This window comes from Nonomuraea sp. NPDC050451, from assembly GCF_044458585.1.
This window is the reverse complement of record NZ_JBITHZ010000015.1, coordinates 111,751-134,323: the sequence shown is the minus strand read 5'-3', so window position 1 is coordinate 134,323 and position 22,573 is coordinate 111,751. Positions and strand designations below refer to the sequence as shown.

19 protein-coding genes are annotated in these 22,573 nt (G+C 71.8%); 8 read left to right on the top strand and 11 right to left on the bottom strand.

The window, feature by feature from the left end; all coding sequences use genetic code 11:
* Positions 1-36: 36 nt before the first annotated feature.
* Positions 37-402: a hypothetical protein gene (locus ACIBI9_RS37090; protein WP_397229480.1), complete on the top strand. Its 366-nt coding sequence runs from the start codon at positions 37-39 to the stop codon at positions 400-402.
* Positions 403-488: 86 nt separating this feature from the next.
* On the opposite strand, the gene ACIBI9_RS37085 is transcribed toward ACIBI9_RS37090, so the two are convergent.
* From ACIBI9_RS37085 to ACIBI9_RS37055, 7 genes are all read right to left on the bottom strand, one after another.
* Positions 489-1,277, bottom strand: a complete 789-nt coding sequence (locus tag ACIBI9_RS37085) for an N-acetylmuramoyl-L-alanine amidase (protein ID WP_397229213.1) — start codon at positions 1,275-1,277, stop codon at positions 489-491.
* 27 nt (positions 1,278-1,304) lie between these two features.
* On the bottom strand, positions 1,305-1,961 hold the full coding sequence (locus tag ACIBI9_RS37080; RefSeq protein ID WP_397229211.1) for a response regulator: 657 nt from the start codon (positions 1,959-1,961) through the stop codon (positions 1,305-1,307).
* A complete protein-coding gene (locus ACIBI9_RS37075) occupies positions 1,958-3,217 on the bottom strand; it encodes a sensor histidine kinase (protein ID WP_397229209.1) in 1,260 nt (419 codons plus the stop codon). Before ACIBI9_RS37075 ends, ACIBI9_RS37080 begins: the two co-directional genes overlap by 4 nt.
* Before the next feature lie 55 nt (positions 3,218-3,272).
* Positions 3,273-4,904 (bottom strand): FAD-binding oxidoreductase, encoded by a 1,632-nt coding sequence (locus tag ACIBI9_RS37070; protein WP_397229207.1) that lies wholly within the window; start codon positions 4,902-4,904, stop codon positions 3,273-3,275.
* 216 nt (positions 4,905-5,120) lie between these two features.
* Positions 5,121-6,578 carry an alpha/beta hydrolase gene (locus ACIBI9_RS37065; protein ID WP_397229205.1) on the bottom strand — a complete coding sequence of 486 codons (1,458 nt, stop codon included), beginning with the start codon at positions 6,576-6,578 and terminating at the stop codon, positions 5,121-5,123.
* 87 nt (positions 6,579-6,665) lie between these two features.
* Positions 6,666-8,039 (bottom strand): MFS transporter, encoded by a 1,374-nt coding sequence (locus ACIBI9_RS37060; RefSeq protein ID WP_397229203.1) that lies wholly within the window; start codon positions 8,037-8,039, stop codon positions 6,666-6,668.
* Between the two features lie 66 nt (positions 8,040-8,105).
* Positions 8,106-8,765 carry a DUF2306 domain-containing protein gene (locus tag ACIBI9_RS37055; RefSeq protein ID WP_397229201.1) on the bottom strand — a complete coding sequence of 220 codons (660 nt, stop codon included), beginning with the start codon at positions 8,763-8,765 and terminating at the stop codon, positions 8,106-8,108.
* 183 nt (positions 8,766-8,948) lie between these two features.
* Between ACIBI9_RS37055 and ACIBI9_RS37050 the strand changes: the two genes are divergently transcribed.
* From ACIBI9_RS37050 to ACIBI9_RS37040, 3 genes are all read left to right on the top strand, one after another.
* On the top strand, positions 8,949-9,479 hold the full coding sequence (locus tag ACIBI9_RS37050; RefSeq protein ID WP_397229199.1) for an RNA polymerase sigma factor: 531 nt from the start codon (positions 8,949-8,951) through the stop codon (positions 9,477-9,479).
* The gene (locus ACIBI9_RS37045) at positions 9,476-9,970 is read left to right on the top strand and encodes a hypothetical protein (RefSeq protein WP_397229197.1); all 495 of its coding nucleotides are present in this window, start codon (positions 9,476-9,478) and stop codon (positions 9,968-9,970) included. The genes ACIBI9_RS37050 and ACIBI9_RS37045 overlap by 4 nt, the downstream gene beginning before the upstream one ends.
* 126 nt (positions 9,971-10,096) lie before the next feature.
* Positions 10,097-11,077, top strand: a complete 981-nt coding sequence (locus tag ACIBI9_RS37040) for an arabinan endo-1,5-alpha-L-arabinosidase (protein WP_397229195.1) — start codon at positions 10,097-10,099, stop codon at positions 11,075-11,077.
* Here ACIBI9_RS37040 and ACIBI9_RS37035 read toward each other — a convergent pair.
* The gene (locus tag ACIBI9_RS37035; RefSeq protein ID WP_397229193.1) at positions 11,071-13,152 is read right to left on the bottom strand and encodes a beta-galactosidase; all 2,082 of its coding nucleotides are present in this window, start codon (positions 13,150-13,152) and stop codon (positions 11,071-11,073) included. The two genes, ACIBI9_RS37040 and ACIBI9_RS37035, sit on opposite strands and share 7 nt — an antisense overlap.
* A gap of 69 nt (positions 13,153-13,221) precedes the next feature.
* The gene (locus ACIBI9_RS37030) at positions 13,222-14,208 is read right to left on the bottom strand and encodes a LacI family DNA-binding transcriptional regulator (protein ID WP_397229191.1); all 987 of its coding nucleotides are present in this window, start codon (positions 14,206-14,208) and stop codon (positions 13,222-13,224) included.
* 384 nt (positions 14,209-14,592) lie between these two features.
* On the opposite strand from ACIBI9_RS37030, the gene ACIBI9_RS37025 reads away from it, so the two are divergent.
* Genes ACIBI9_RS37025 through ACIBI9_RS37010 form a run of 4 tightly spaced genes read left to right on the top strand, consistent with a single transcriptional unit; the run spans position 14,593 to position 19,401 of the window.
* Positions 14,593-15,504: a carbohydrate ABC transporter permease gene (locus tag ACIBI9_RS37025; RefSeq protein WP_397229189.1), complete on the top strand. Its 912-nt coding sequence runs from the start codon at positions 14,593-14,595 to the stop codon at positions 15,502-15,504.
* Positions 15,501-16,418 (top strand): carbohydrate ABC transporter permease, encoded by a 918-nt coding sequence (locus ACIBI9_RS37020; RefSeq protein ID WP_394492670.1) that lies wholly within the window; start codon positions 15,501-15,503, stop codon positions 16,416-16,418. The genes ACIBI9_RS37025 and ACIBI9_RS37020 overlap by 4 nt, the downstream gene beginning before the upstream one ends.
* A 22-nt stretch (positions 16,419-16,440) precedes the next feature.
* The gene (locus ACIBI9_RS37015; RefSeq protein WP_397229187.1) at positions 16,441-17,796 is read left to right on the top strand and encodes an ABC transporter substrate-binding protein; all 1,356 of its coding nucleotides are present in this window, start codon (positions 16,441-16,443) and stop codon (positions 17,794-17,796) included.
* 60 nt (positions 17,797-17,856) lie between these two features.
* Positions 17,857-19,401 (top strand): hypothetical protein, encoded by a 1,545-nt coding sequence (locus tag ACIBI9_RS37010; protein WP_397229185.1) that lies wholly within the window; start codon positions 17,857-17,859, stop codon positions 19,399-19,401.
* Here ACIBI9_RS37010 and ACIBI9_RS37005 read toward each other — a convergent pair.
* Positions 19,348-21,459: a dipeptide ABC transporter ATP-binding protein gene (locus tag ACIBI9_RS37005; protein ID WP_397229183.1), complete on the bottom strand. Its 2,112-nt coding sequence runs from the start codon at positions 21,457-21,459 to the stop codon at positions 19,348-19,350. The genes ACIBI9_RS37010 and ACIBI9_RS37005 overlap by 54 nt on opposite strands.
* Before the next feature lie 21 nt (positions 21,460-21,480).
* Positions 21,481-22,566, bottom strand: a complete 1,086-nt coding sequence (locus ACIBI9_RS37000) for an ABC transporter permease (protein WP_394492674.1) — start codon at positions 22,564-22,566, stop codon at positions 21,481-21,483.
* Positions 22,567-22,573 lie beyond the last annotated feature (7 nt).

Genomic DNA, 22,573 nt, shown 5'->3' with positions numbered 1-22,573 from the left:
TCCAAGACGACCACCGGCGCCGCCGCCGCGCTCCGGCTGACGCCGCGCACCGCGCCCGGCGGGTTACGCGCGGACGGCAGCGACATCGCCTTCTTCGACGTCGAGGCCGTGGACGCGCAGGGCCGCCGGATGCCCACCCACCAGGCCCGGGTCGACTTCACCCTCACCGGTCCGGCCGCCTTCCTGGGCGGCTTCAACCCGGGCAGACCCGGCAGCGTCCACAAGCCCTATTTAGACACCGAGGCGGGCGTGAACCGGGTCTTCATCCGGGCCTCCCGCACGCCGGGCACCATCGCCCTGCGCGCCACCGCCACCGGCCTGGCCGCCGCCACCGCGAGCGTCACGTCCGTTCCGTTCGCCGTGACCGCCGGCCTGACCACCCAGATGCCCGCCACGTACTGACCGGCCTGGCCCTCGGCGCGGGCAGCCTGGGCGACCATCCGGTCCGCGCCCTCGGTGGCTGACGTCGCAGGCACCGCGCGGCTCTGTCAGGAGCCGGTGAGATAGTTCTTGATCCCGTCCGCCAGCGAGCCGGCGACGCGCTTGCGGAAGGCGACGTCGGTCATCTTGGCGGCGTCGCCCGCGTTACGCATGTTGCCGCACTGGATGAACACGACCGGCCGCGTCGACAGGTTGAGCCCGCCCAGGTCGGTGCGGGAGCGCAGGCCCTCCTCGCCTCTGTAGTTCGCGTACGGCATGCCGGTGCCGGCCCGGTACGCGTCGCGGATCGCCAGCCCGAGCTTGCGGGACGGCTCGATGACCTCGTCGTTGCGCCCGGGGATCAGCCCGGGGACGATCACGTGGAACCCGTGCCCGCTCGGCTTGCCGCTGTCGCCGTGGATGGACACCACCGCGTCCGCCCTGGCGTCGTTCGCGATGGCCGCCCGCTCGGTGACGCACGGGCCGACGCCCTCGTCGTTGGGCCGGGTCAGCACGACCTTGGCGCCCATCTCCTCCAGGAGCGGCCTGAGGTGCTGGGTGACGCTCCAGGCGAAGGCGTTCTCCTCGTATCCGTCGGCGGTCTTGAAGCCGACGGCGTTGCACGCTTTGCTCTTGGTGATGATGTCGACCTGGCGGTTGATCTCATTGGGGTGCGTGGCGTTCCCGCCGTTGTGCCCGGGATCGAGCACCACGACCTTGCCTGCCAGCGGCCCCTTGCCCGCGCCCGGCGGCGCGGGCAGCCCCGCCCCTCCCGGAGCCGGCGCGGCGCCACCGCACCCACTGGACAACGCGGCCGAAACGATGAGTGCCACGAATCCAGGTCGATGAACGCGCATGATCAGACCGTATCCGGCGATGGCCCGTCAGGACCCGGGATTTCGCGGGACGAGCAGCCCTCGGTTGAACGCCTCGGTGACGGCGGCGGCGCGGTCGTTCACCCCGAGCTTGGCGTAGATGTTCAGCATGTGGGACTTGACGGTGGCCTCGGTGAGGAACAGCCTGGCCGCCGCCTCCCGGTTCGTGGCTCCGGCCGCCACCAGTTGCAGCACTTCGATCTCGCGCGGGCTGAGCGGCCCCGGGGCGGGCCGGCGTACCCGGCTCATCAGCAGGGCCGCCACCGACGGCGCGAGCACCGCCTCGCCCCGGGCCGCCGCCCGGACCGCGCGCAACAGCTCGTCGCGGGGAGCGTCCTTGAGGAGGTATCCGGTGGCGCCGGCCTCGATCGCGGGGAGCACGTGGCTGTCGGTGTCGTACGTGGTCAGCACCAGCACGCGGGCCTCGCTCCCCCGCTCGGCGAGCTCCCTGGTCGCGCTCACCCCGTCCATGCCGGGCATCCGCAGGTCCATGAGGATCACGTCCGGGCGCAATGCCTCGGCCAGCCGGACCGCCTCGGCCCCGTCGGCGGCCTCGCCGAGCACCTCGAACTCCGGGTCGCGGGCGAACATGCCGGCCAGCCCGTCCCTGACCACCGGATGATCATCCACGATCAGCAGCCCGATCGGACGGGCGGGGCGGCTCACGCGCACGCCTCCGCCCGCTCGATGGGGACGCGGGCCGAGATGCCCGTGCCGGCGCCCGGCTCCGACTCGACCTGCAGCGTGCCGGACAGGCTCTCGATCCGCTGCCGCATCGCGATCAGGCCGAACCCGCCCTGATCGGCCCGCGGACCGATCGCGGCGGCATCGAGCCCGGCCGGGTCGAAGCCGCCGCCGTCGTCGCGGACGTCCAGGGCCGCCTCGTGCTCCAGGTACGACAGCGTCACCCCCACCCTGGTCGCCCGAGCGTGCTTGGCCACGTTGGCCAGGGCTTCCTGCGCGATCCTGAGCAGCGCGGCCTCCGCCTCGGGCCGGATCGGCCGCGCCGTACCGGTCGTCGTGACCTGGACCGGGATCTCGTGCAGCGCCGACCAGCGCTCGGCGACGCCCGCCAGCGCCTCGCTCAGCATGGCCGATCGCAGCGGCTCGGGACGCAGCGCGTGCACCGACCGCCGCGCCTCCGACAGGCTCTCCCTGGCCAGCCTGGTCGCCGCGGCGACGTGCCTGCGCCAGGCCGCCGGCTCGTCGCCGGCGTGCTCGGCCGCGCGCAGCTGGCTGACGATGCCGGTCAGCCCCTGCGCCAGGGTGTCGTGGATCTCCCGCGCCATGCGCTGCCGCTCGTCCTGCACGCCGGCGTTCCGTGCCTGCGCCAGCAGCCGCTCGTGCAGGGCCGCGTTCTCCGCCAGTGACGCCGCCAGCCTGCGGTTCGCCTCGCGGGCCTCCTGGAGCGCACGCTCCCGCTCCTCGTTCTGCCGGGCGGCGCGCCGGGCGAACCAGGCGAAGGCGCACATGGGCAGGACGTTCGCGGCCACGACGGCGCCGTAGGTGAGCAGGCCGACGGCTGTGGTCCTGTCCACGGCGTACGCCTGCGCCGTGCCCGCCACCACCGCCACCGCGCCGACGCCGACCGGCTGCCACGGCCAGCGCAGGAGCCGGAAGGCGTAGACGTAACCGGCGGGGGTGAAGAATCCGAACCACGGGTTTCTGATCACCAGGATCGCCGTGAGCAGGATCAGCACCGCGAAGAACACCGCCATCACCGGTGCCCGCTCGCGCCAGGCGGGACGGAGCGTGAAGACGCCCAGCATCCACGCCGCCATCAGTGCGCAAAGGACCAGGTCGACGATCAGAGGCGCGCCCGCCGAGCTCTTGACGGCCACGGTGAGACCGGTCAGAAGCGCCAGCAACGCGTACGGCCCGGCGGTCAACGCCACGGGCCACCGTGCCGCCGGATCGCTCATCCGCGTCCTCCTCCCCGGCGCTTCCCCCCGGCCGACAATCTAGCCCGGATGCCGGTCAACCGGCCTGGGGAGGTTCGACGGCCAGGGCGTGCCGGAAGACGTTGCGCGGGTCCCACCGGGCCTTGACCCGCTGGAGGCGCGGGTAGTTGTCCTTGTAGTAGAGCGTGTGCGCGGGCACGCCCGAGGTGTTCCACGCCGGGTCGGCCAGGTCGGCGTCCGGGTAGTTGATGTAGGAGCCGTCGTTCACCTCGCCCGGCACGGGCACGCCGCCGGTGCCGGCGTACACGTCGCGGTAGAGCTCGCGGACCCAGGCGAGGTTGGCCGCGTCGTCCGCCTCGTCGCGCCAGATCGTCTGGTAGACCGCCTTCATCACCACGTCCCGCTGGGCGATCGCGGTGGCGCCGGGCGCCACCGCGCGGACCTGGCCGCCGTAGCCGATGAGCAGCATGCCGGCGTCCGGCCCGCCGGTGGAGTTCGTCAGGTTGCGGTAGAGCGCCGCGAGCTGGGTCTCGGTGAACGAGCGCCGCAGGTAGCCGGCCTTGATCTTGTACCGCCGGTTGATCACGTCACCCGGCTCGCCGCTGCCCGGCCAGGTCATCCGGTGCAACCACGGCATCGTCCGCCGGAGGTCGAGCGCCGGTGTGAGGTCGACGCCGGCGGTCACCGCGGACACGAAGCCGGTCACCATGCTGTCGGCGCCGGGGAGGTCCGCGTCGATCTGCGTGACCAGCGTGACGGTCCCGCCGGCGCGGTGCGAAACCAGGAGGATCCCGTACAAGCCAGCGTACGGGGAGCCGGGCGCGCTGTTGCGCTCGTGCCAGTTCCCGAAGTTACGCAGCAGCCCGGTGAGCGCCTGCTCGGTCATGTGCTCCCAGGACCAGATGACCACGTGCTGCAACATCCGCCCCGGCGCCCGGGGCAGCAGCCGGGACGGGTCGGCGCCGGTCACGCCGGGCGAGCGCAGCCAGTACCGGGTGACCACGCCGAAGTTGCCGCCGCCACCGCCGGTGTGCGCCCACCACAGGTCGCGGTGCGGGTCGTCCGGCTCGCGGGTGGCGACCACCGCGCGGGCGGTGCCGTCGCGGTCGACCACCACGACCTCCACGCCGTACAGGTGATCCACCACCGAGCCGTACCGCCGGGACAGCGCCCCGTACCCGCCGCCCGCGAAGTGCCCACCGGCGCCCACCTCCGGGCAGCTGCCCCCGGGGATGGTCACGCCCCAGCCGGTGAGCAGCGTCCGGTACACGTGACCGAGGGTGGCCCCGGGTTGCACGGCGAACGCCCGCCGACCGGCGTCATAGCCGACCGCGTCCATCGGTGACAGGTCCAGCAGCATCCGCACCGCCGGGTCGGCGGTGAAGTTCTCGAAGCAGTGCCCGCCGCTGCGCACCGCGACCCGCCGGCCGGACCGCACCGCCTCCTGCACCGCGCGCACCACCTGGTCGGTCGACCCGACCACGCGGATCTCGTCGGGGCGGCCGGCGAAGCGGAAGTTGTTGCCGCGCAACAGGTTGTCGTAACGAATGTCGCCCGGACGTACGGTCACCGGCCCGAACACCGCCGGTGCCGCCTCGGCCTCGGCCCCGCTTGTGCCCAGCAGGGTGACCGCGGCGGCACCCGCACCGGCGAGCACCCCACGACGGCTCACCGCCGCGCTCGTACTCCCGTCGCTCACTTCTGGCATGTGTCTGGCTCCCTTCCCGCTGAAGGCCGTCAGCCTCTCAATCCGGCAGCAAGCCGCACATCCGTCTATGTCATGAATCGGCGGCTGAGCCCTCCGCCCCGCCGAACGGCTGACCGGCCCCACCGATCGGCTGACGGCGGCCGTGCTCTCACCCGGGACCGGGGCCGCAGGAGGGCTTGGGGGGCGGAGATGCGGCGGGTTCTGGCGACGGGCGGTTCAACGGGGTTGCGCGCACACCGATCCGGTGGCGGGCAGCGTGCCGGTCACGAGGTAGGCGTCGATGTGCTCGGTCGCGCAGGCGGACCGCCGGTAGGCGGTGTGGCCGTCGCCGTCGTTGATCAGCAGGCCCGAACCCTGGATGCGTGCCGAAAGGCTGCGCGCCCAGCGGAGCGGGGTGGCGGGGTCGTGGGTGTTGCCGATCAGGAGGATCGGCGGCACGTCCCTGATCGGGCTGTGACGCCGCGAGCGCGCCGGAGGGATCGGCCAGCCCGCGCACCCCACGGTCATGTCCCAGAATTCGGACGTACCGAGCATATGAGGGGCTGCGCTGCGGATCTGCCGCATACGTTCGCGGACGTCAGCGTAGCCGCGGATCCCGGGATCGATGTCCTGGCAGAGGATCGACCGGTAGGCGGCCGTGCTCACCGGATCGTCCAGCGCTTGGGCCCGGATGGTCGCGAAGAGTTGGGCGTCGCCCTGCTCGGCCTGCGTGATCGCGGTGGCGAGGCCACCGGCGAACTCTGGAGTCATGGTGAGGAAGGCGTAGGCGGAGTAGCGCAGCTCCTCTGCGGTCAGTGGCCGGCCGCCCGACACGCCGATCGGCGCGCGCTCGGCCGCGGCGACCAGGCGGTCCCACACCTGGCTGACGTCGCGACCGTGCAGGGCGCACGTCGCGGTGCGGTCGCACCAGGCGGTGAACCGGTCGAAGGAGTCCTCCACGGCCATGGCGGCATCGGTGACCAGCCGTGATGCGGGTATGGCCCGATCGACGACGCCGTCCAGTGCCATCGTGCGTACCCTGCCGGGGAACAGGCGGGCGTACTGTGCCCCGAGCATGCTGCCGTAGGACTTGCCGAAGAAACTGATCTTCGTCTCGCCGAGGGCGGCCCGCACCGCGTCGAAGTCGCGCGCGACGTTCGCCGTGTCCAGGTGGGCCGGCAACGGTCCGGTGGACTTGAGGCAACTGCGGCCGACGGCCACGTTCCAGTCGACGAGCCGGTCGTATCCGGCCTGGTTCTTCGGGAACTGGCTGATCTCAGGATTGTGGACGGGCTGCCCGCATCGCAGCGCCGGGGTGCTTTCCCCCACTCCACGCGGGTCGATGCCCACGATGTCGAAGCGGCGGCGTAGCTGTTCGGAGAAGGTGTCGGCGGCGTAGTCGCGCACCAGCTGAGCGGCGGGCACTCCCGGGCCACCGGGGTTGTAGAAGAGGGTGCCCACCCGCACCGAGGGATCCGTGGCCTTCCGGCGCACGACCGACAGCTTGATCTTGGCCCCCGACGGGGCGTCCCAGTCCAGCGGCACCTCCACCACGCCGCACTCGGCGCCTGGCCGGTCCGCGCAGGCATGCCAGGACACGCCGGAATCAAAGGCCCGGGCCGAGGCGGACGCGCCGCCCGCCAGCACCGGTACAGCGACCGACACCGCGAGGCCGGTCATCACATATCGCTTCACACCAAGGCATGGTTCCCGGCCGCGTCAATGGAGATCATCGGCCGGAAGTACGATCCCGGTCGGCCGAACGACTGAACCACCGGATGCTCAGCCTCGGGCGGCGTCCCTCATGACCTTGCGTGCGTCGCGTTCGTACGACGTCCGGGCCCTGAGCGTGAGGAGCCCGCCCGCGATCATCGGGGGCACCAGGATGTACATCCCGGCCAGCAGTGACCCGAACCGGTCCGAGGCGATGCCGACGACCAGGGAGCCGAAGGCGCCGCCGCCCGTGGTCAGCAGCTGCAGGACGGCGAAGCCGAGCCCGCGCGAGGCGGCCGGGACCACGTCCGCCAGGGACGCCGTCAGGTTGGGCATCGCGATCGCCAGCAGCGAGCAGGCCAGCAGGACCAGCACGGCCATCGCGCCGAGCGACTCCATCGACAGCGCCACGGCCAGGACCAGCGAGCCGGCCGTCAGGCCGCTGCCACCGGCCAGCAGCCGGCCGCCCTCGCGCGTGCCGTGCCACCTCCGGCCCAGCCACGAGCCGACCAGGGTGCCGGTCAGCGTGCCCACGACCGGGATGAGCCCGACCAGCGAGCCTGCCGTGCCCGTGCCGGCGCCGAGGCTGCGCACCATGAACGTGGGCAGCCAGTAGAAGATCCCGGACAGGCCGAGCGTCAGGAGGCAGAGGCCGGCGCAGACGAAGACCAGGGTGGGGATGGCGAGGACCTGCCGCAACCGCCGCCGGAACGGCAACTCCGCCACGGCCGGAGACATGGGCGCGGACGCCGGGGACGCGGCGCGAGCGTGCGCGGGAACGACCAGGACACCACGCACCGCGGAGACCGGGGCAGCGTCGCCTGCGGCCAGCAGCCGGTCCAGCCGGCCACGGGGCGGCTCGCGGAGCAACCAGACGAGCAGGGCCGTGAGCACGCCGGGGACGACCATGACGAGGAACGCCGTACGCCAGGAGAACGCCTCCGCCAGCACCCCGCCGAGCAGCGTCCCAATGCCCCCGAGGTGCGTGGTGACCCGCGTGAGCCCGTACGCCTTCGCCCGGCTGACCGGCGGGTAGTAGTCGGCGAGGAGGCTGCCGGCGGCGGGGTTGTCGATGTTCTCGGCCGCGGCCAGGAGCACCCGCGTCAGGTAGAACATCAGGAAGCCGGTGGCCAGGCCGGAGCCGAGCGTGGCGACCGCCCAGACGAGGACGACGACCGCGATGATCCGGGTACGGCTGAGCCGGTCCGCCAGATACCCGGCGGGTAGGGCCACGACCGCCGCGGCCAGGGCGGCGGCCGTCGGGATCGAGCCGGCGGCGGTGTCGCTGAAGCCCCATTCGCCCTGGACTGCCGGGAGCACGCCGGAGAGGAGGTTGTGCTCGATCCGGTCCACGAATCCGACGATGAACAGGACCACCAGCGGCGCCCACCCGAACGGCGCGCGAGAGGCCGCGTCGATGGCACCGGCGCGCGGCAAACCCAACGTCCCGACCATTTCCGCCAATTGAACCACCGATGCGGTGATCCCCTGGCCGCCGGCCCCGGAGGCTCAACCGGTCACGGACGACCGGCCGGCCGTCCTCCGGGGGCGCCTGCGGATGGCCCATTCGGCCACGGCGAGGTTGAGGCCCCAGCCTACGGCCTGCAGCAGTGCCCTGGCGTCGGTGTGGGCGTCGCCGCCCGTGGCCGCGTACCAGGCGGACAGGAGCACCGCCTGCGTGCCCGCGCCCATGCCGAGCGCGTACGCCCGGATCATCCAGGCGCGGTGCCGGGCGACGTCGCGGCGCAGGATCGCGGCGAGGCCGAGGGCGAGGGAGCCGGCCATGGCCGAGCCGGCCGCGAGGCGGAAGACGGTCAGGAGTCCGGTGTCGCCGGCGGGCAGGTCGGAGAACAGCGTCATCCAGAGACCGGCGAGCGCCGCGACCAGGCCGGCCGGCACCAGCAGCCGCCCGGCCGCCCGATGCCAGGCGGGCCTGCGGCGGCGGAAGCCGGGCGCGAACTGGAAGGCGCCCAGGACGGTGTAGACGGTGACGCCGGCGATGTGCAGCAGCACGGGCGCGGGGGCGGCGAAGAAGCGGGCGTTGTCCGGGGTGACGGCGGCGCCGCCGGTCAGCTCGGCCACGCGGACGGCGCCCGCGATCACGGGGACGGCGCTGAGGGCGAGCAGTCCGGCCGGGATGAGCCGGCCCGCCTTCGTCGTGGGGGTCATGGCTCGATGGTGGCAACGGGGGCGGGGCCGGTTCATCGGCGTAAGGGCTCGTGCTCGTTCCGCCTTTCGGCCGCCGGCGGGGTAGTACTTTTGGCCGTCGAACCGGCTGTGCCGCGTGGGAGGGAGCGGACCGTGAACCTCGTCGGCTTCCCGTCCGACTGTGCTGGGTGACGGGAGGACGAAATGACCGATGAGCTGCTGGTGGTCCGCGCCCAGTTGGGTGAGCGGGCGGCACTGGCCGAGCTGGTGGACCGCTGGCGGGTGCCGGTGTGGACGTACGTACGGCGCATGCTGGACGCCGAGCGGGCCGACGACGTGAGCCAGGAGGTGTGGCTGGCCGTGATCCGGGGCCTGCCCCGGCTGCGGGAGCCCGCCAGGTTCGCGCCCTGGCTGTTCACGATCGCCCGCCGGTCGGTGACCGACCGCCTGCGCAGCCAGTACGCCCGGGAGGAGCTCGCGGCCCCCGCCGTGGCCGCCGAGGACCCGGTGGAGGCCATGGTGGACGCCATCGCGGACCGGGCCGAGCTGGTGAGCGCCCTGTCGGAGCTGCCGGTGCTGGAGCGGGAGATCCTCGTCCTGTTCTACCTGGAGGACCTGTCGGTGGAGGACTGCGCGCAGATCTGCCGGATCCCCGCAGGCACGGTCAAGTCCCGGCTCAACCGTGCCCGTCGCCTGCTGCGTGAACACCTCGAGGAGAAGGGATCCCGGGCATGACCGAGGACGGACCACGCCTGTCGGCGCGAGAGTTGATCGAGCGGCTGGAGCCCGCCCTGTCGCCGAAGCGGCGGCTCCGGGCAATGGTGGCGCTGCTGGCCGGACTGGCCGGGGCGCTGTTCGCGGGCGCGCTGTGGTGGAGCGAGCCCGGGCCGCTGCCGGGGCGTACCCACCTGGCCTTCGGGATGCTCACCGTGTTCTGCCTGGCCTGGGCGGGCTACGGCGGCTGGCTGGTGACGCGCCGGGTGCCGCTGTTCGCCGCCGACCGGGTGATCGCCGCCTGGCTTGGCCTGGCGGCCTCGCTCACCACCACCGGAGTGCTGGCCGCCGTCGCCGTCCAGCGCGGCACCGGGCCGGGGCTGCCGCTGGTGGTCGGGGTGCTGTTCGTCGCGGCGGCGCTCGTGCTGGCCGTACGCGCGCATGCCCGCCAGGCCGCGCTGCTGCGCCGCCTGCGCGAGCTGACCGAGCGCACCGAGCCGCCCTCGTCATGAGCGCGCAGGTCGGGTGTGAAAGTTTCAGGCACCCGACCTGCGGCGGCGGCAGGCGTGCTTGACACCCCCCATGTGAACGGTAACTCTGGCCAGTCAAGTGTTGGTGCTCACAGAGACTGTCACGTCATGTGGAAACGAGCTCTCGTCGCCCTCCTGCTCGGCGCCGCCGCGGTGCGGCCCGAGCCCGTGCCCCTGGCCACGCCGACCACTCCCCCGTCGTCCTATCCCAACCCCGGGCGGGTGACGGGTGACATCGGCGTGCACGACCCGAGCGTGGTCAAGCGACCCGACGGCTCCTACCTGCTGGTGCACACCGGCGACAACATCACGATCAAGACCTCGACCGACCGGACCGCCTGGCACAACGCAGGCGTGGTCTTCCCCGGCGGCGCGCCGTGGACCACGTCCTACACCGGCGGCAGCGCCAGCCTGTGGGCGCCCGACATCTCCTACCGCAACGGGCGTTACTACCTCTACTACTCGGCGTCGACGTTCGGCTCGCGCAATTCGGCCATCTTCCTGGCCACCAGCACCACGGGCGCGTCAGGCTCCTGGACGAACCAGGGCCTGATCATCTCCACCACCTCGTCGAGCAACTACAACGCCATCGACCCGAACCTCGTCGTGGACGCCCAGGGCCGCTGGTGGCTCTCCTTCGGGTCGTTCTGGACCGGGATCAAGCTCATCCAGCTCGACCCCGCCACCGGCAGGCGCCTCGGCACCTCGATCACCGGCCTGGCCCAGCGCACCGGCGGCACGACCGCGATCGAGGCGCCGTTCATCTTCCGGCACGGCTCGTACTACTACCTGTGGGTGTCGTTCGACGCCTGCTGCCAGGGGGCGAGCAGCACCTACCGGATCATGGTCGGCCGTTCGACCAGCGTCACCGGCCCGTACGTGGACCGCAACGGCGTCGCCATGACCTCGGGCGGCGGCACCCAGGTCCTGGCCGGGCACGGGAGCGTGCACGGGCCGGGCCACCAGGCGGTGGTCCCCGACAGCGACGCCGAGGTGCTCTACTACCACTACTACGCCGACAACGGCGCGCCCCTGCTGGGCATCAACCTCCTCGGGTACGACAGCGCGGGCTGGCCGTTCGTCTACTGACCCGCCGGGGAGCGGAGCACGGCGACGCCCGAGGGCGGCAGCGTGACGGACTCGACGTCCTCGCCCGAGAGAGCGTCGGTCCACTCTCCGCCGGGGGTGACGTCGTGCTTCTCGCCGGTGTGGTTGAGCAGGATCAGGAAGCGGCGGTCGGCTCCGTCGCGCACGCTCGCCTGGACCCCGGGAGGCAGCCCTTCGACGGCGGGGGTGACGCCCGCCTCGTCGAGCGCCCGCGCGAGGACCGCCCGCATGGCGGCCCCGTCGAGGCGGGTCGACAGGTAGCGGGCGGTTCCCGCGCCGAACTCGTGCCTGGTCACGGCCGGGCGGCCGTCGGGACCGTCGAAGACCAGCTCGGGCTCGGCCCCGGTGAGCCGCAGGTCCTCGCGCCACAGGTCGGCCGTCCCCTCGAGGTGCGACAGCTCCCCGCAGCCCCGGACGGGGAAGGTCTCGTGCTCGGCCGCCGGCCAGAACTCCTCGACCCGCACCCCGAGAACCTCGCGCAGCGGCCCGGGATAGCCGCCCAGGTGGACCCGGTCGTGCTCGTCCACGATCCCGCTGAAGAACGAGACGACCAGCGCGCCGCCGCCGGAGACGTACGCCGAGACGCGCCGCGCGTCCTCGCCCGCCAGCAGGTACAGGTTGGGCACGACGACCAGCTTGTAGCCGGTCAGATCGGCGGAGGGCGGCACCACGTCCATGCCCGCGCCGAGCTCGAACAGGGGCCCGTAGTGGTCGAGCAGGCGGTCCTGCTGGCGTACGCCGTCGGAGGGGTGGGAGTCGAGCTCGAGCGCCCACCAGCTGTTCCAGTCGAGCAGGATCGCCACCTGGTTGCGCACCCGGGTGCCGGCCAGGTCGGGCACCGAGGCCAGTTCCGTGCCCAGCGCCACGATCTCCCGGTAGACCCTGCTGTCGGCGCCCGCGTGCGGCACCATCCCGGAGTGGAACTTCTCGGCGCCGCCCCGTGACTGCCGCCACTGGAAGTAGAGGATCGCGTCGGCGCCGTGCGCGACCGCCTGCCAGCTCCACAGCCGCATCTGGCCCGGCTGCTTGATGGCGTTCCTGGCCCGCCAGTTCACCGCGCTCGGCGCCTGCTCCATGAGGATCCACGGGTCCCCGCCGCCGGCGCCGCGCATCGTGTCGTACACCAGGCCGGGGGCGAGGTGCGGCCGCTCGTCGTGGGGGTCGGGGTAGGAGTCGACCGCCACGACGTCCACGCCCGGCGCCCAGTCGAAGACGTCCACGGCCTTCAGACCTGCCAGGAAGTTCGTGGTGATCGGCACGTCGGGGGTGACGCGCCGCAGGATGGCGGCCTCCAAGTCGTAGCAGGCGCGCAGCGCCTCGTTGCTGAAGCGCAGGTAGTCGAGCTGCTGGGCCGGATTGGGGTACGTCGGAGCCACCCGGGGCGGCCGGATGTGGTCGAAGGTGGCGTAGCGCTGCGCCCAGAAGTCCGTCGACCAGGCGTCGTTCAGCGCCTCGATGTCGTCGCCGTACCGCTCGCGCAGCCAGCGGCGGAAGTCGTCCGCCGACACCTCGCAGTAGCAGGCGGGGATGTGGCAGCCGTACTCGTTGCCGACGTGCCACAGGCCGAGGGCCGGGTGGTCGCGATAGTGCTCGGCCAGCCGCTCCGCCAGGAGCGCGGCGCGTTCGCGGTAGACCGGGCTGGACGGGCAGAAGTGCTGCCGCCCGCCGGGGCCGAGCACGGTCCCGTCAGCGGTGACCGGCAGGATCTCGGGGTGCTCGTGGACCAGCCAGGGCGGCGGCGAGGCCGTCATGGTGGCGAGGTCGGCGGTGATCCCGTGCGCGTGCAGGTCATCCAGGACCTGGTCGAAGAGGGAGAAGTCGTACGCGCCGCGCGCCGGCTCCACGCGGGCCCAGCCGAACACGCCGACGGTGACGAGGTTCACCCGGGCCTCGGCCATGAGGCGCAGGTCCTCCGCCCTGGTCTCGGCCGGCCACTGCTCGGGGTTGTAGTCGCCGCCGAAGGCCACGCCGCCGAGCCGGCGCCGGAGCCGGTCGGCCGGGGACGGGGCGCCGGCGGTCCCGGAGACCGGCCTGACATCGCGAGGTACGGCGTTCATCGTCGGGCGCGGCGGCCTCGTCTGGCGAGGTCCGCCGCTCCTCCCTTCTTTCTGGTTACGAACCCGTCGTCATGGGCGGGGCGGCGCGCCGGTGCTCTGCCGGACGATCAGCTCGGGGGCGACGAAAGCGGTGGCGGAGGGGGCCGCCCCGGTCTCGATCTGGCCGATCATGAGCGACACGATCTTCTCGGCCACCACGTCGAAGTCCTGGCGGACGGTGGTGAGCGGCGGGGAGAGATAGGCCGACTCGTCGAGGTCGTCGAAGCCGGCGACGCTGACGTCGTCGGGGATGCGGTGGCCCGCCTCGATCATCGCGCGCATCACGCCGAGGGCCATCTGGTCGTTGGCGGCGAAGACGGCCGTCACGCCGGGCCGCCGCGCCAGTTCGCGTCCCGCCTTGTATCCGCTGGCCGCGCTCCAGTCGCCGAAGAGTAACTGGGGAGTGGCGGCTCCCGCCTCCTTGAGGGTGGCGTGCCAGGACTCGGCCCGGCGCCGCGCGGCGTAGGAGTCCTCGGGCCCGGCGACGTGCCAGACGGTCTCGTGACCGAGGTCGAGCAGGTGGCTGGTGATGAGCCGGGCGCCGAGCGACTGGTCGGTGTCCACCATGGGGTGGCGGTGGCTGACGTCGCCGTCGGCCATCACGACCGGGACGCCCGGCGGCAGCCGGAGCGAGGGGGTGTCGAGGATCTGCGCCTCGATGAGCACGATGCCGTCGACCGCCTGCAGCGTGAGCTGGTCGAACGCCTCGTGCACGGCCTGCTCGGTCTGCGACTCGACGGCGATCATGTTCACGGTGTAGCCGGCGCGCTGCGCCGCCCGGGTGACGGCGTCGACGGTGCGGGCGTTGCCGAAGCTGGAGAGCCCGAAGCTGATCAGGCCCAGGGTGCGGAACTGGCCGGTGACCAGGGCACGCGCGGCGGTGTTGGGCCGGTAGCCGAGGACCCGCATGGCCGACAGCACGCGCTGGCGGGTCTCCTCCTCGACGTTGCTGCGGTTGTTGACCACCCGGGAGACCGTCTGGCTGGACACCCCGGCCATCGCGGCGACGTCGGCCATGGACGGCCGTCTGCGAGAGCGCCGTCCCGCCGGTGATTCCTGGGTCGTCCCGTCCAACTGCCACCTCTGATCGTCCGATGCTCTCGCCAGATGTTTACGTAAACATGCCCTACTCGTCAATGGCCGCGAGCGGTCGACACAAAACACCACTAAATCGCCACATGTGTTAACTGACGGTTACCTATTGACATGATCCTGCGGCGGCTTCAGACTACGGGACACCTTCTTCATGTTTACGTAAACACACGATCATCGCAGCTACCGCAGCGTGCAGGCCCACGGTGGCGCAGGTAGCAGCGCGGCTCACCCGCCGCAGATGGCCCCCGACAAGGAGAGCTCAGTGCCAGTATTCGTGGCAGCGCGAACATCGCAGAGGAGCGCGACATGACCGCGCGGGCCGCGCGGCCCGGCCTCGGTCGGCCGCTCCTGCGTCTGCAGGTCGCCGGCTACGCCTTCTTCCTGCCGTTCTTCGTGATCTTCCTGGTCGCGGTGGTCGCGCCGCTGGTGTACGCGATCTACCTCAGCTTCTTCCAGGACCGCCTCATCGGCGGCACGGTCTTCTCCGGGCTGGCCAACTACACCCGCGCCCTGGGCGACGCGCTGTTCGGAGCGGGCCTGCTCCGCGTGGCGCTCTTCCTGGTCGTGCAGGTGCCGATCATGCTGCTCATCGCCCTGGGGTGCGCGCTCGCCATCGACAGCGGCCGGCTGCGCTGGCCGTCGCTGTTCCGCATCTCGATCTTCATGCCGTACGCGGTGCCGGCCGTGGTGGCGGCCCTCATGTGGGGCTACATGTACGGCGACCAGTTCGGCCTGACGGGCCAGATCGGCGACGCGCTCGGCGTCGCGGTCCCCGACCTGCTGTCGCGCTCCTGGATGCTGACCTCCATCGGCAACATGGTGACCTGGGAGTACGTCGGCTACAACATGATCATCCTGTACGCCGCGCTCCGGGCCATCCCCGAGGAGCTCTACGAGGCCGCCGAGATGGACGGGGCGGGCGCCATCCGCGTCGCCTGGAGCATCAAGCTGCCCGCCCTGCGCCCCGCGCTGCTCGTGGCGACGATCTTCTCGATCATCGGCAGCTTCCAGCTCTTCAACGAGCCCAACATCCTGCAGAAGCTCGCGCCCGCGGTGATCTCGACCGGCTACACGCCCAACATGTACGCCTACAACCTCGCCTTCAACGGCCAGCAGATCAACTACTCGGCCGCCGTCGCCGTGCTTCTCGGCCTCGTCACCGTCGTGGTCGCGTACGCCGTGCAGCTCATCACGGCGAGAAGGGAGCAGACCCTGTGACCGCCCCTGTGGCCGGCGTCGCCACGCGCAGGCCCGGCCAGCACCGATCCCCTGCCGCCAGGCGCCGCAGGAAGAGCGCCACCCTCACCGTGATCATGCTGGTGATGTTCGGGTACGCGGTGCTCCCGCTGTTCTGGCTGCTGGCCAACGCCAGCAAGAGCGGCGCCGACCTGTTCTCGACCTTCGGGCTCTGGTTCGGCGGGGACTTCCACCTGTTCGCCAACATCGGCGACACCCTGAGCTACCAGAACGGCATCTTCCTGCGCTGGTTCGGCAACACCGTGCTCTACGCCGTGGTGGGCGCGGGCGGTGCCGCCCTGCTGGCCACCCTCGGCGGGTACGCCCTGGCGAAGTACGACTTCCCGGGCCGCAAGCTGCTGTTCGCGATGGTGCTCGGCGCGATCTCCATCCCGGGCACGGCCCTGGCGGTGCCGACGTACCTGCTCTTCAGCCAGGTCGGCCTCGTCGACACGCCGTGGGCGGTGCTCATCCCGGCGCTGTGCAGCCCGTTCGGCCTGTATCTGATGCGGGTCTACGCGGCCGACGCCGTGCCCGACTCGATCCTGGAGTCGGCCCGCATCGACGGCGCGGGCGAGTTCAGGATCTTCCGCACCATCGCCCTGCGGCTGCTGGCCCCCGGGTTCGTCACGGTCCTGCTCTTCGCGCTGGTCGCGACCTGGAACAACTACTTCCTGCCGCTGATCGTGCTGAACACGCCGGACTGGTTCCCGCTCACCGTGGGGCTCAACCAGTGGAACGCCCAGGCCAACAGCGGCACCTCGGGCGCCGGCGACGCCAGCTACCAGCTCATCCTGACCGGCAGCCTGCTGTCGATCGTGCCGTTGATCGTCGCCTTCCTGGTGCTCCAGCGGTACTGGCAGTCGGGCCTGGCCACCGGAAGCGTCAAGCAGTAACCCCCGTGAGTGAGGAAACATCATGAGAAGACATGCGATGACCGCCGGTGTGGCCGCGGCCCTGTCGCTGGCACTGGCCGCGTGCGGTGGCGGTTCTGGAGGGGGCGCCACCGCACCGGCCGCCGCCCCGAGCGCGACGGCGGCCGTCCAGGACGCGCTGAGCAAGCCGGCCGAGCTGACGTTCTGGACCTGGGTCACGGGGATCGAGAAGACCGTCGCCCGTTTCCAGGCGAAATATCCGAACATCAAGGTCAACGTGGTGAACGCGGGGCAGTCCGCCGACCAGTACACCAAGTTGCAGACCGCGATCAAGGCCGGCTCCGGCGCGCCCGACGTGGCGCAGGTCGAGTATTTCGCGCTTCCCCAGTTCGCGCTGGCCAAGCAGGTCGTCAACCTGGCGGACTACGGCGCCGCCTCGTTGAAGGACAAGTTCGCCCCCGCGGCGTGGGGCCAGGTGGCGATCAACGGCGGCGTCTACGGCATCCCGCAGGACACCGGACCGATGGCGATGTTCTACCGCAAGGACATCTTCGACAAGCTGAAGATCAAGCCCCCGACCACGTGGGCGGAGTTCGTGGACGCGGCCAAGAAGATCAAGGCCGACAACCCGGACAACTTCATCACCACGATCGACCCCGGTGACGCCGGCGGCGTGGACAGCATGATCTGGCAGGCGGGCGGCACGCCGTTCAAGACCTCGGGCGAGAGCTCGGTCAGCGTCACGCTGTCCTCCGACCCCGGCGCCAAGCAGTGGGTCAGCACCTGGAGCACCCTGCTCGGCGACAAGCTGGTCGACCCGCAGCCCGGCTGGACGGACGAGTGGTGGAAGGGCATGGGCTCCGGCAAGTACGCGGCCTGGCTGACCGGCGCCTGGGCCCCGAACGGCATCATCAACTCCATCCCCAAGACGAAGGGCAAGTGGGCGGTCGCCCCGATGCCGCAGTTCGACGCGGCCAAGCCGATGAACTCCGAGAACGGCGGCTCGTCGGTCGCGGTCATCCCGCAGAGCAAGAACATCCCGGCCGCCGTCGCCTTCGCCGAGTGGCTCAACTCCGACCCGGAGGCCGTCAAGTCGCTGAACACCGAGGCCGGGCTGTTCCCCGCCACGAAGGCGCTGCTCGACGACCCGGCCTTCCGTGACGCGCCGCAGGACTTCTTCGGCGGGCAGAAGATCAACCAGGTCCTGGGCGACGCCTCGGCCGCCGTCCGCCCCGACTGGCAGTACCTGCCGTTCCAGGTGTACGCCAACAGCGTCTTCAAGGACACCGTGGGCCAGGCCATCGACGGCAACGGCGACCTGGCCAGCGCGCTGAAGTCCTGGCAGGACCGCATCACCGCCTTCGGCACCGAACAGGGCTTCACGCTCACCAGCGGCTGATCCCGCAAAGCGGGCGGCCCGGCGAGATGCCGGACCGCCCGTTTCTTTATGATCGGACCCGTGCTGTCCGGTCTGGAACGCGAGATCCGCGAGGTCGCGGCGAGCGACGAGCCGCTGCCCGGCCTGCCCTACACGGCCTTCCGCGAGTTCGGGCGCACGGGCGAGCGGCTGGGCTACGAGCGGCGCTACTTCGCCCGCCGCGCCAGGCTCGCGGCTCTCGGCCTGCTCGATCCCACCCTGCTCGATCCCCCTGGGGACGCGCTCGACGACGTGGTGTGGGCGACCTGCGACGAGTACACGTGGGTGCTGCCCGCCCACCAGTCGATGCCCGTCGACCTGTTCGCCTGCGAGACCGCCCACACGCTGGCCGAGCTCGCCGGGGAGGTGGATCCGGTGGTCGGCGAACGGGCCCGCGCAGAGGTGATGAAACGGGTCCTCGACCGGTTCCTGGATCCGCGTCCCATGGAGTGGGAGGGGTTCGGCAACAACTGGGAGGCGGTGTGCGGGGGCGCCGCCGGGATGGCGGCGCTCGCCGTGCTGGACGACCCCGAGCCGGTGCTGGCGCGGTGCCGGGCCGCGATGCGGCGCTTCCTGGACGGGTACGGGGACGACGGCGGATGCGTCGAAGGCGTCGCGTACTGGGTCTACGGGTTCGGCTACTTCGTCTACTTCGCCGAGGCGCTGCGCGAGCGCACCGGGGAGGATCTGCTCGACGATCCCAAGGTGGCCGCGATGGCCGCGTTCCCGCACCGGGTGCGCTTCGCCGACGGCGGGCACGTGCCGTTCTCGGACACGACGGACGACCCGTTCCTCCCGGCCGGGCTGCTGACCCGGCTGGCCGAGCGTTTCGGCACGCCGGGGCCGGACGGCGTGCCCTCGTTCCACGCCGACCACTGCTACCGGTGGGCCCACCTGTCCAGGACGCTCTCCTGGTACCGCCCGGTGCGGTCGCGTCCGGTGGAGAACACCAGCTACCTGCCCGACCTGGCCTGGGTGGTGGACCGGGGGGAGCACGGCTACGGCTTCGCAGCCAAGGGCGGGCACAACGACGAGCCGCACAACCACGACGACCTCGGCCACTTCGTCCTCAGGGCCGGCGGCCGCAACGTGCTGGACGACCTGGGGGCCGGCGAGTACACGCGGGACTACTTCGGCGACAGGCGCCACACCTTCCTACACCCCTCGGCGGAGGGCCACTCGCTCCCGGTCGTCGGCGGCGTCCCGCAGCGCGGCGGGCGCGCCGAGGTGCTGGAGTACGCCGAGACGCCCGACGGCCTGACCTTCGCGCTCGACCTCAGCTCCGCCTACCCGGCGCCCGTGGTCCGCCGGTTCCACTGGCACCGGGACGGCCGGCTCGACCTGCGTGACGAGTTCAGCGGCGAGGTCCCGGTCGAGGAGGTGTTCATCAGCCGGATCCGGCCCGAACCGCATGGCGGCCGGGTGAGCTGGGACGGCCTGGTCACCCTCGACCATCCCGGGTTCGCGGCGACGGTCGAGACGCTCGACACGCGCGACCACTACGGCCGCCCCGACACCGTCCACCGCCTGCGGCTACGCGTCCCGCCCGGCCATCCGGCCGTCGACCTCCGCTTCACGTGCCATTGACCCCACCCCGGCGAGGGTGAGCTCGGCCGCGTGGTGGCAGGCCGCCCGCCGCCGCTCACCGTACACCCGCAGGTCGGGCACGTCGGTGTGGCACAACCCGGCGCGGACGTGCGCGCACCGGGTGTGGAAGCGGCACCCGGGCGGCGGCGCTGCCGGGTCGGGCAGGTCGTCGGCGATCTCGTACGCGTGCCGCTCCCGCCGCCGCGCCGGGTCGGGCACCGGCACGGCGTGCAACAGCGCCTCGGTGTACGGGTGGCGCGGCTCCCGGTAGAGGTCGGCCGTGTCGGCGTCCTCCACGACCTTGCCCAGGTACATGACGGTGACCCGGTCGCTGATGTGCTCCACCACGGACAGGTCGTGCGAGATGAACAGGTACGTCAGCCCGAGCTCCTCCTGCAGGTCGGTGAGCAGGTTCAGGATCTGGGCGCGGACGGACACGTCCAGCGCGGAGACCGGTTCGTCGGCGACCACGAGCCGGGGCCCGGTGATCAGGGCCCGCGCGATGTTGATGCGCTGCCGCTGGCCGCCGGAGAAGGCGTGCGGATAGCGCCGCATGTACTCCGGGCGGAGCCCGACGCGGGCCAGCATGTCCGCCACCCGGTCCCTCAGCTCGCCGCCGGAGGCGATGCCGTGCGTCCTGAGGGGTTCGCCGACGATCTGCTGGAGCGTCATCCGGGGGTTGAGCGAGGAGAACGGGTCCTGGAAGATCACCCGGATCTGCCTCCTGAACTCCTTCAGCCGGGACCCGGTCACCGTGGCGAGATCGACCTCGTCCCCCGGCGCGGTCCGGTAGAGGATCCGCCCCGCGGTCGGGTCGGCCAGCCGCGCGACGCAGCGGCCGAGCGTGGTCTTCCCGCAGCCCGACTCCCCCACCAGGCCGAGCGTCTGTCCGGGCAGGATCGTCAGATCGACCCCGTCCACGGCGCGGACGACCCCGATCGGCTTGCGGAACAGGCCGGCGCCGATCGGGTAGTGCTTGGCCAGCCCCTCGACCCTGAGCAGGGGTCCGGCCGCCTCGGCGGCGGGGGCGGCCCGCTCGGCGACCTGGAGCGCCGGGGCCAGGGGCTCGGCCGGGACCTCGTCGAGGTGGCAGGAGGCCACGTGCGCCTCGCCGTACCTCTTGAGCGGGGGTGGCGTGCTGTCGCAGAGCCCGTCGATCGCGTGGTCGCAGCGGGTGTGGAACGGGCACCCGTCCGGCACCCGGTGCAGCGACGGCACCATGCCGCGGATCGCGGTCAGCCTTCGGCGGGCGCCGCCGCCCCGCAGCTCCGGGATCGAGCGGAGCAGGGCACGCGTGTACGGGTGGCGGGGGTCGGAGAAGATCTCCTCCACGGTGCCGTGCTCGACGACCTTGCCGAGGTACATCACGGCGACCTCGTCGGCGATCTCCGCGACCACGCCGAGGTCGTGGGTGATGAACAGGATCGCCATGTCGTTCTGCGCGCGCAGGTCCATCATCAGGTCGAGGATGCGCGCCTGGGTGGTGACGTCGAGCGCGGTGGTCGGCTCGTCGGCGATCAGCAGCGCCGGGTCGCAGCACAGCGCGATCGCGATCATGACACGCTGGCACATGCCGCCCGACAGCTGGAACGGGTAGGCGTCGAAGCGCTGCTCGGCGTTGGGGATGCCGACCTTGCGCAGCAGCGCGACGCCTTCCTGCCGGGCCTCCTGCCTGGTCAGGTCGCGATGCAGCCGCAGGGCCTGGGAGAGCTGCGCGCCCACCGTGTACATGGGCGACAGGGACGCCATCGGCTCCTGGAAGATCATGCCGATCTCGCCGCCGCGCACCCGCCGGAGCTCCTCCCCGGCCGGGTCGAGCCCGGCCAGGTCGGTCGCGCCCTTCCAGCGGATCGAGCCCTCGACGATCCGGCCCGGCCGGTCCACGAGCTGCAGGATCGAGCGCGCGGTGACGGACTTGCCGCACCCCGACTCGCCGACCAGGCAGACGGTCCTGCCCGCCGGCACCGACAGGTCCACCCCGTCCACGGCCTTGAGCACGCCTTCCGAGGTGAAGAAGTGGGTGCGCAGCCCTTCGATCCTGAGCAGCGGCTCTTCCACGAGGTCCTCCCGAAAGGGGCGTCAGTGCTTGTACGGGTCGGCCGCGTCCCGCAGGCCGTCGCCGAAGAAGTTCATGGCCAGCACGGTCACCACGACCGCGATGCCGGGGATCAGCATCCAGGGCGCGGTGGACACCGCCCGGATGTTCTGCGCCTCCTGCAGCAGCACGCCCCAGCTGATCATCGGCGTCTGCAGGCCGAGCCCGATGAACGACAGGGCGGTCTCGGCCAGGATCACCGACGGGATCGACAGCGACAGGTTGGCGATGATGTGGCTGGTGAACGACGGCAGCATGTGCCGGAACATGATGCGGAAGCGCCCGGCGCCGTCGGCGGTCGCGGCCATGACGTACTCCTCGCCGCGTACCGCGAAGAACTTGCCCCGCACCTCCCTGGCCATGCCGGTCCAGCCCACCAGCGAGATGACGACGGTGAGCGCGAAGTAGCGTTCGAGCTGGCTCCACGAGGCCGGCACGGCCGCGAACAGCGCCATCCACAGCGGGATCGTCGGAATCGACATGATGATCTCGATGACGCGCTGGATCACCGTGTCGGTCCGGCCGCCCACGTACCCCGACACGCCGCCGAGCACGACGCCCAGCACCAGCGAGAGCAGCACGCCGACCAGCCCGATCGACATGGAGACCGTGGTGCCCCTGATGATCCTGGACAGCAGGTCGCGGCCCACCGAGTCGGTGCCCAGCAGGTACATGGGCGGCCCGCCCGGGTTCTCCGGGCCGATCAGGTGCCGGTCCCAGGGGATGAACCCGAGCAGCTCGTACGGCTCGCCCTTGACGAAGAACCCGACCGGCACCTTCTTGCCCTCGTCGGCCTCGAACGACAGCGCCAGCGTCTCCGGGTCCTGCTTGAAGGTGTACGGGTGGACGTACAGCCCGGTGCCGGTGTCGAAGCGCAGCGCCTGCGGCGGCGCGTAGGTGTAGTCGGCGTTCGTCTTCTGGCCGGAGCCGGGGGCGAGGAACGGCGCGAAGACCGCCACCAGGTAGATGGCGACGGTGACGAAGCCGCAGACCAGCGCGACCCGATGCCGCTTGAAGCCCCACCAGACGAGCTTCCACTGCGACGCGACGGCGAGGGTCTCATCCTTCACGTTCGGG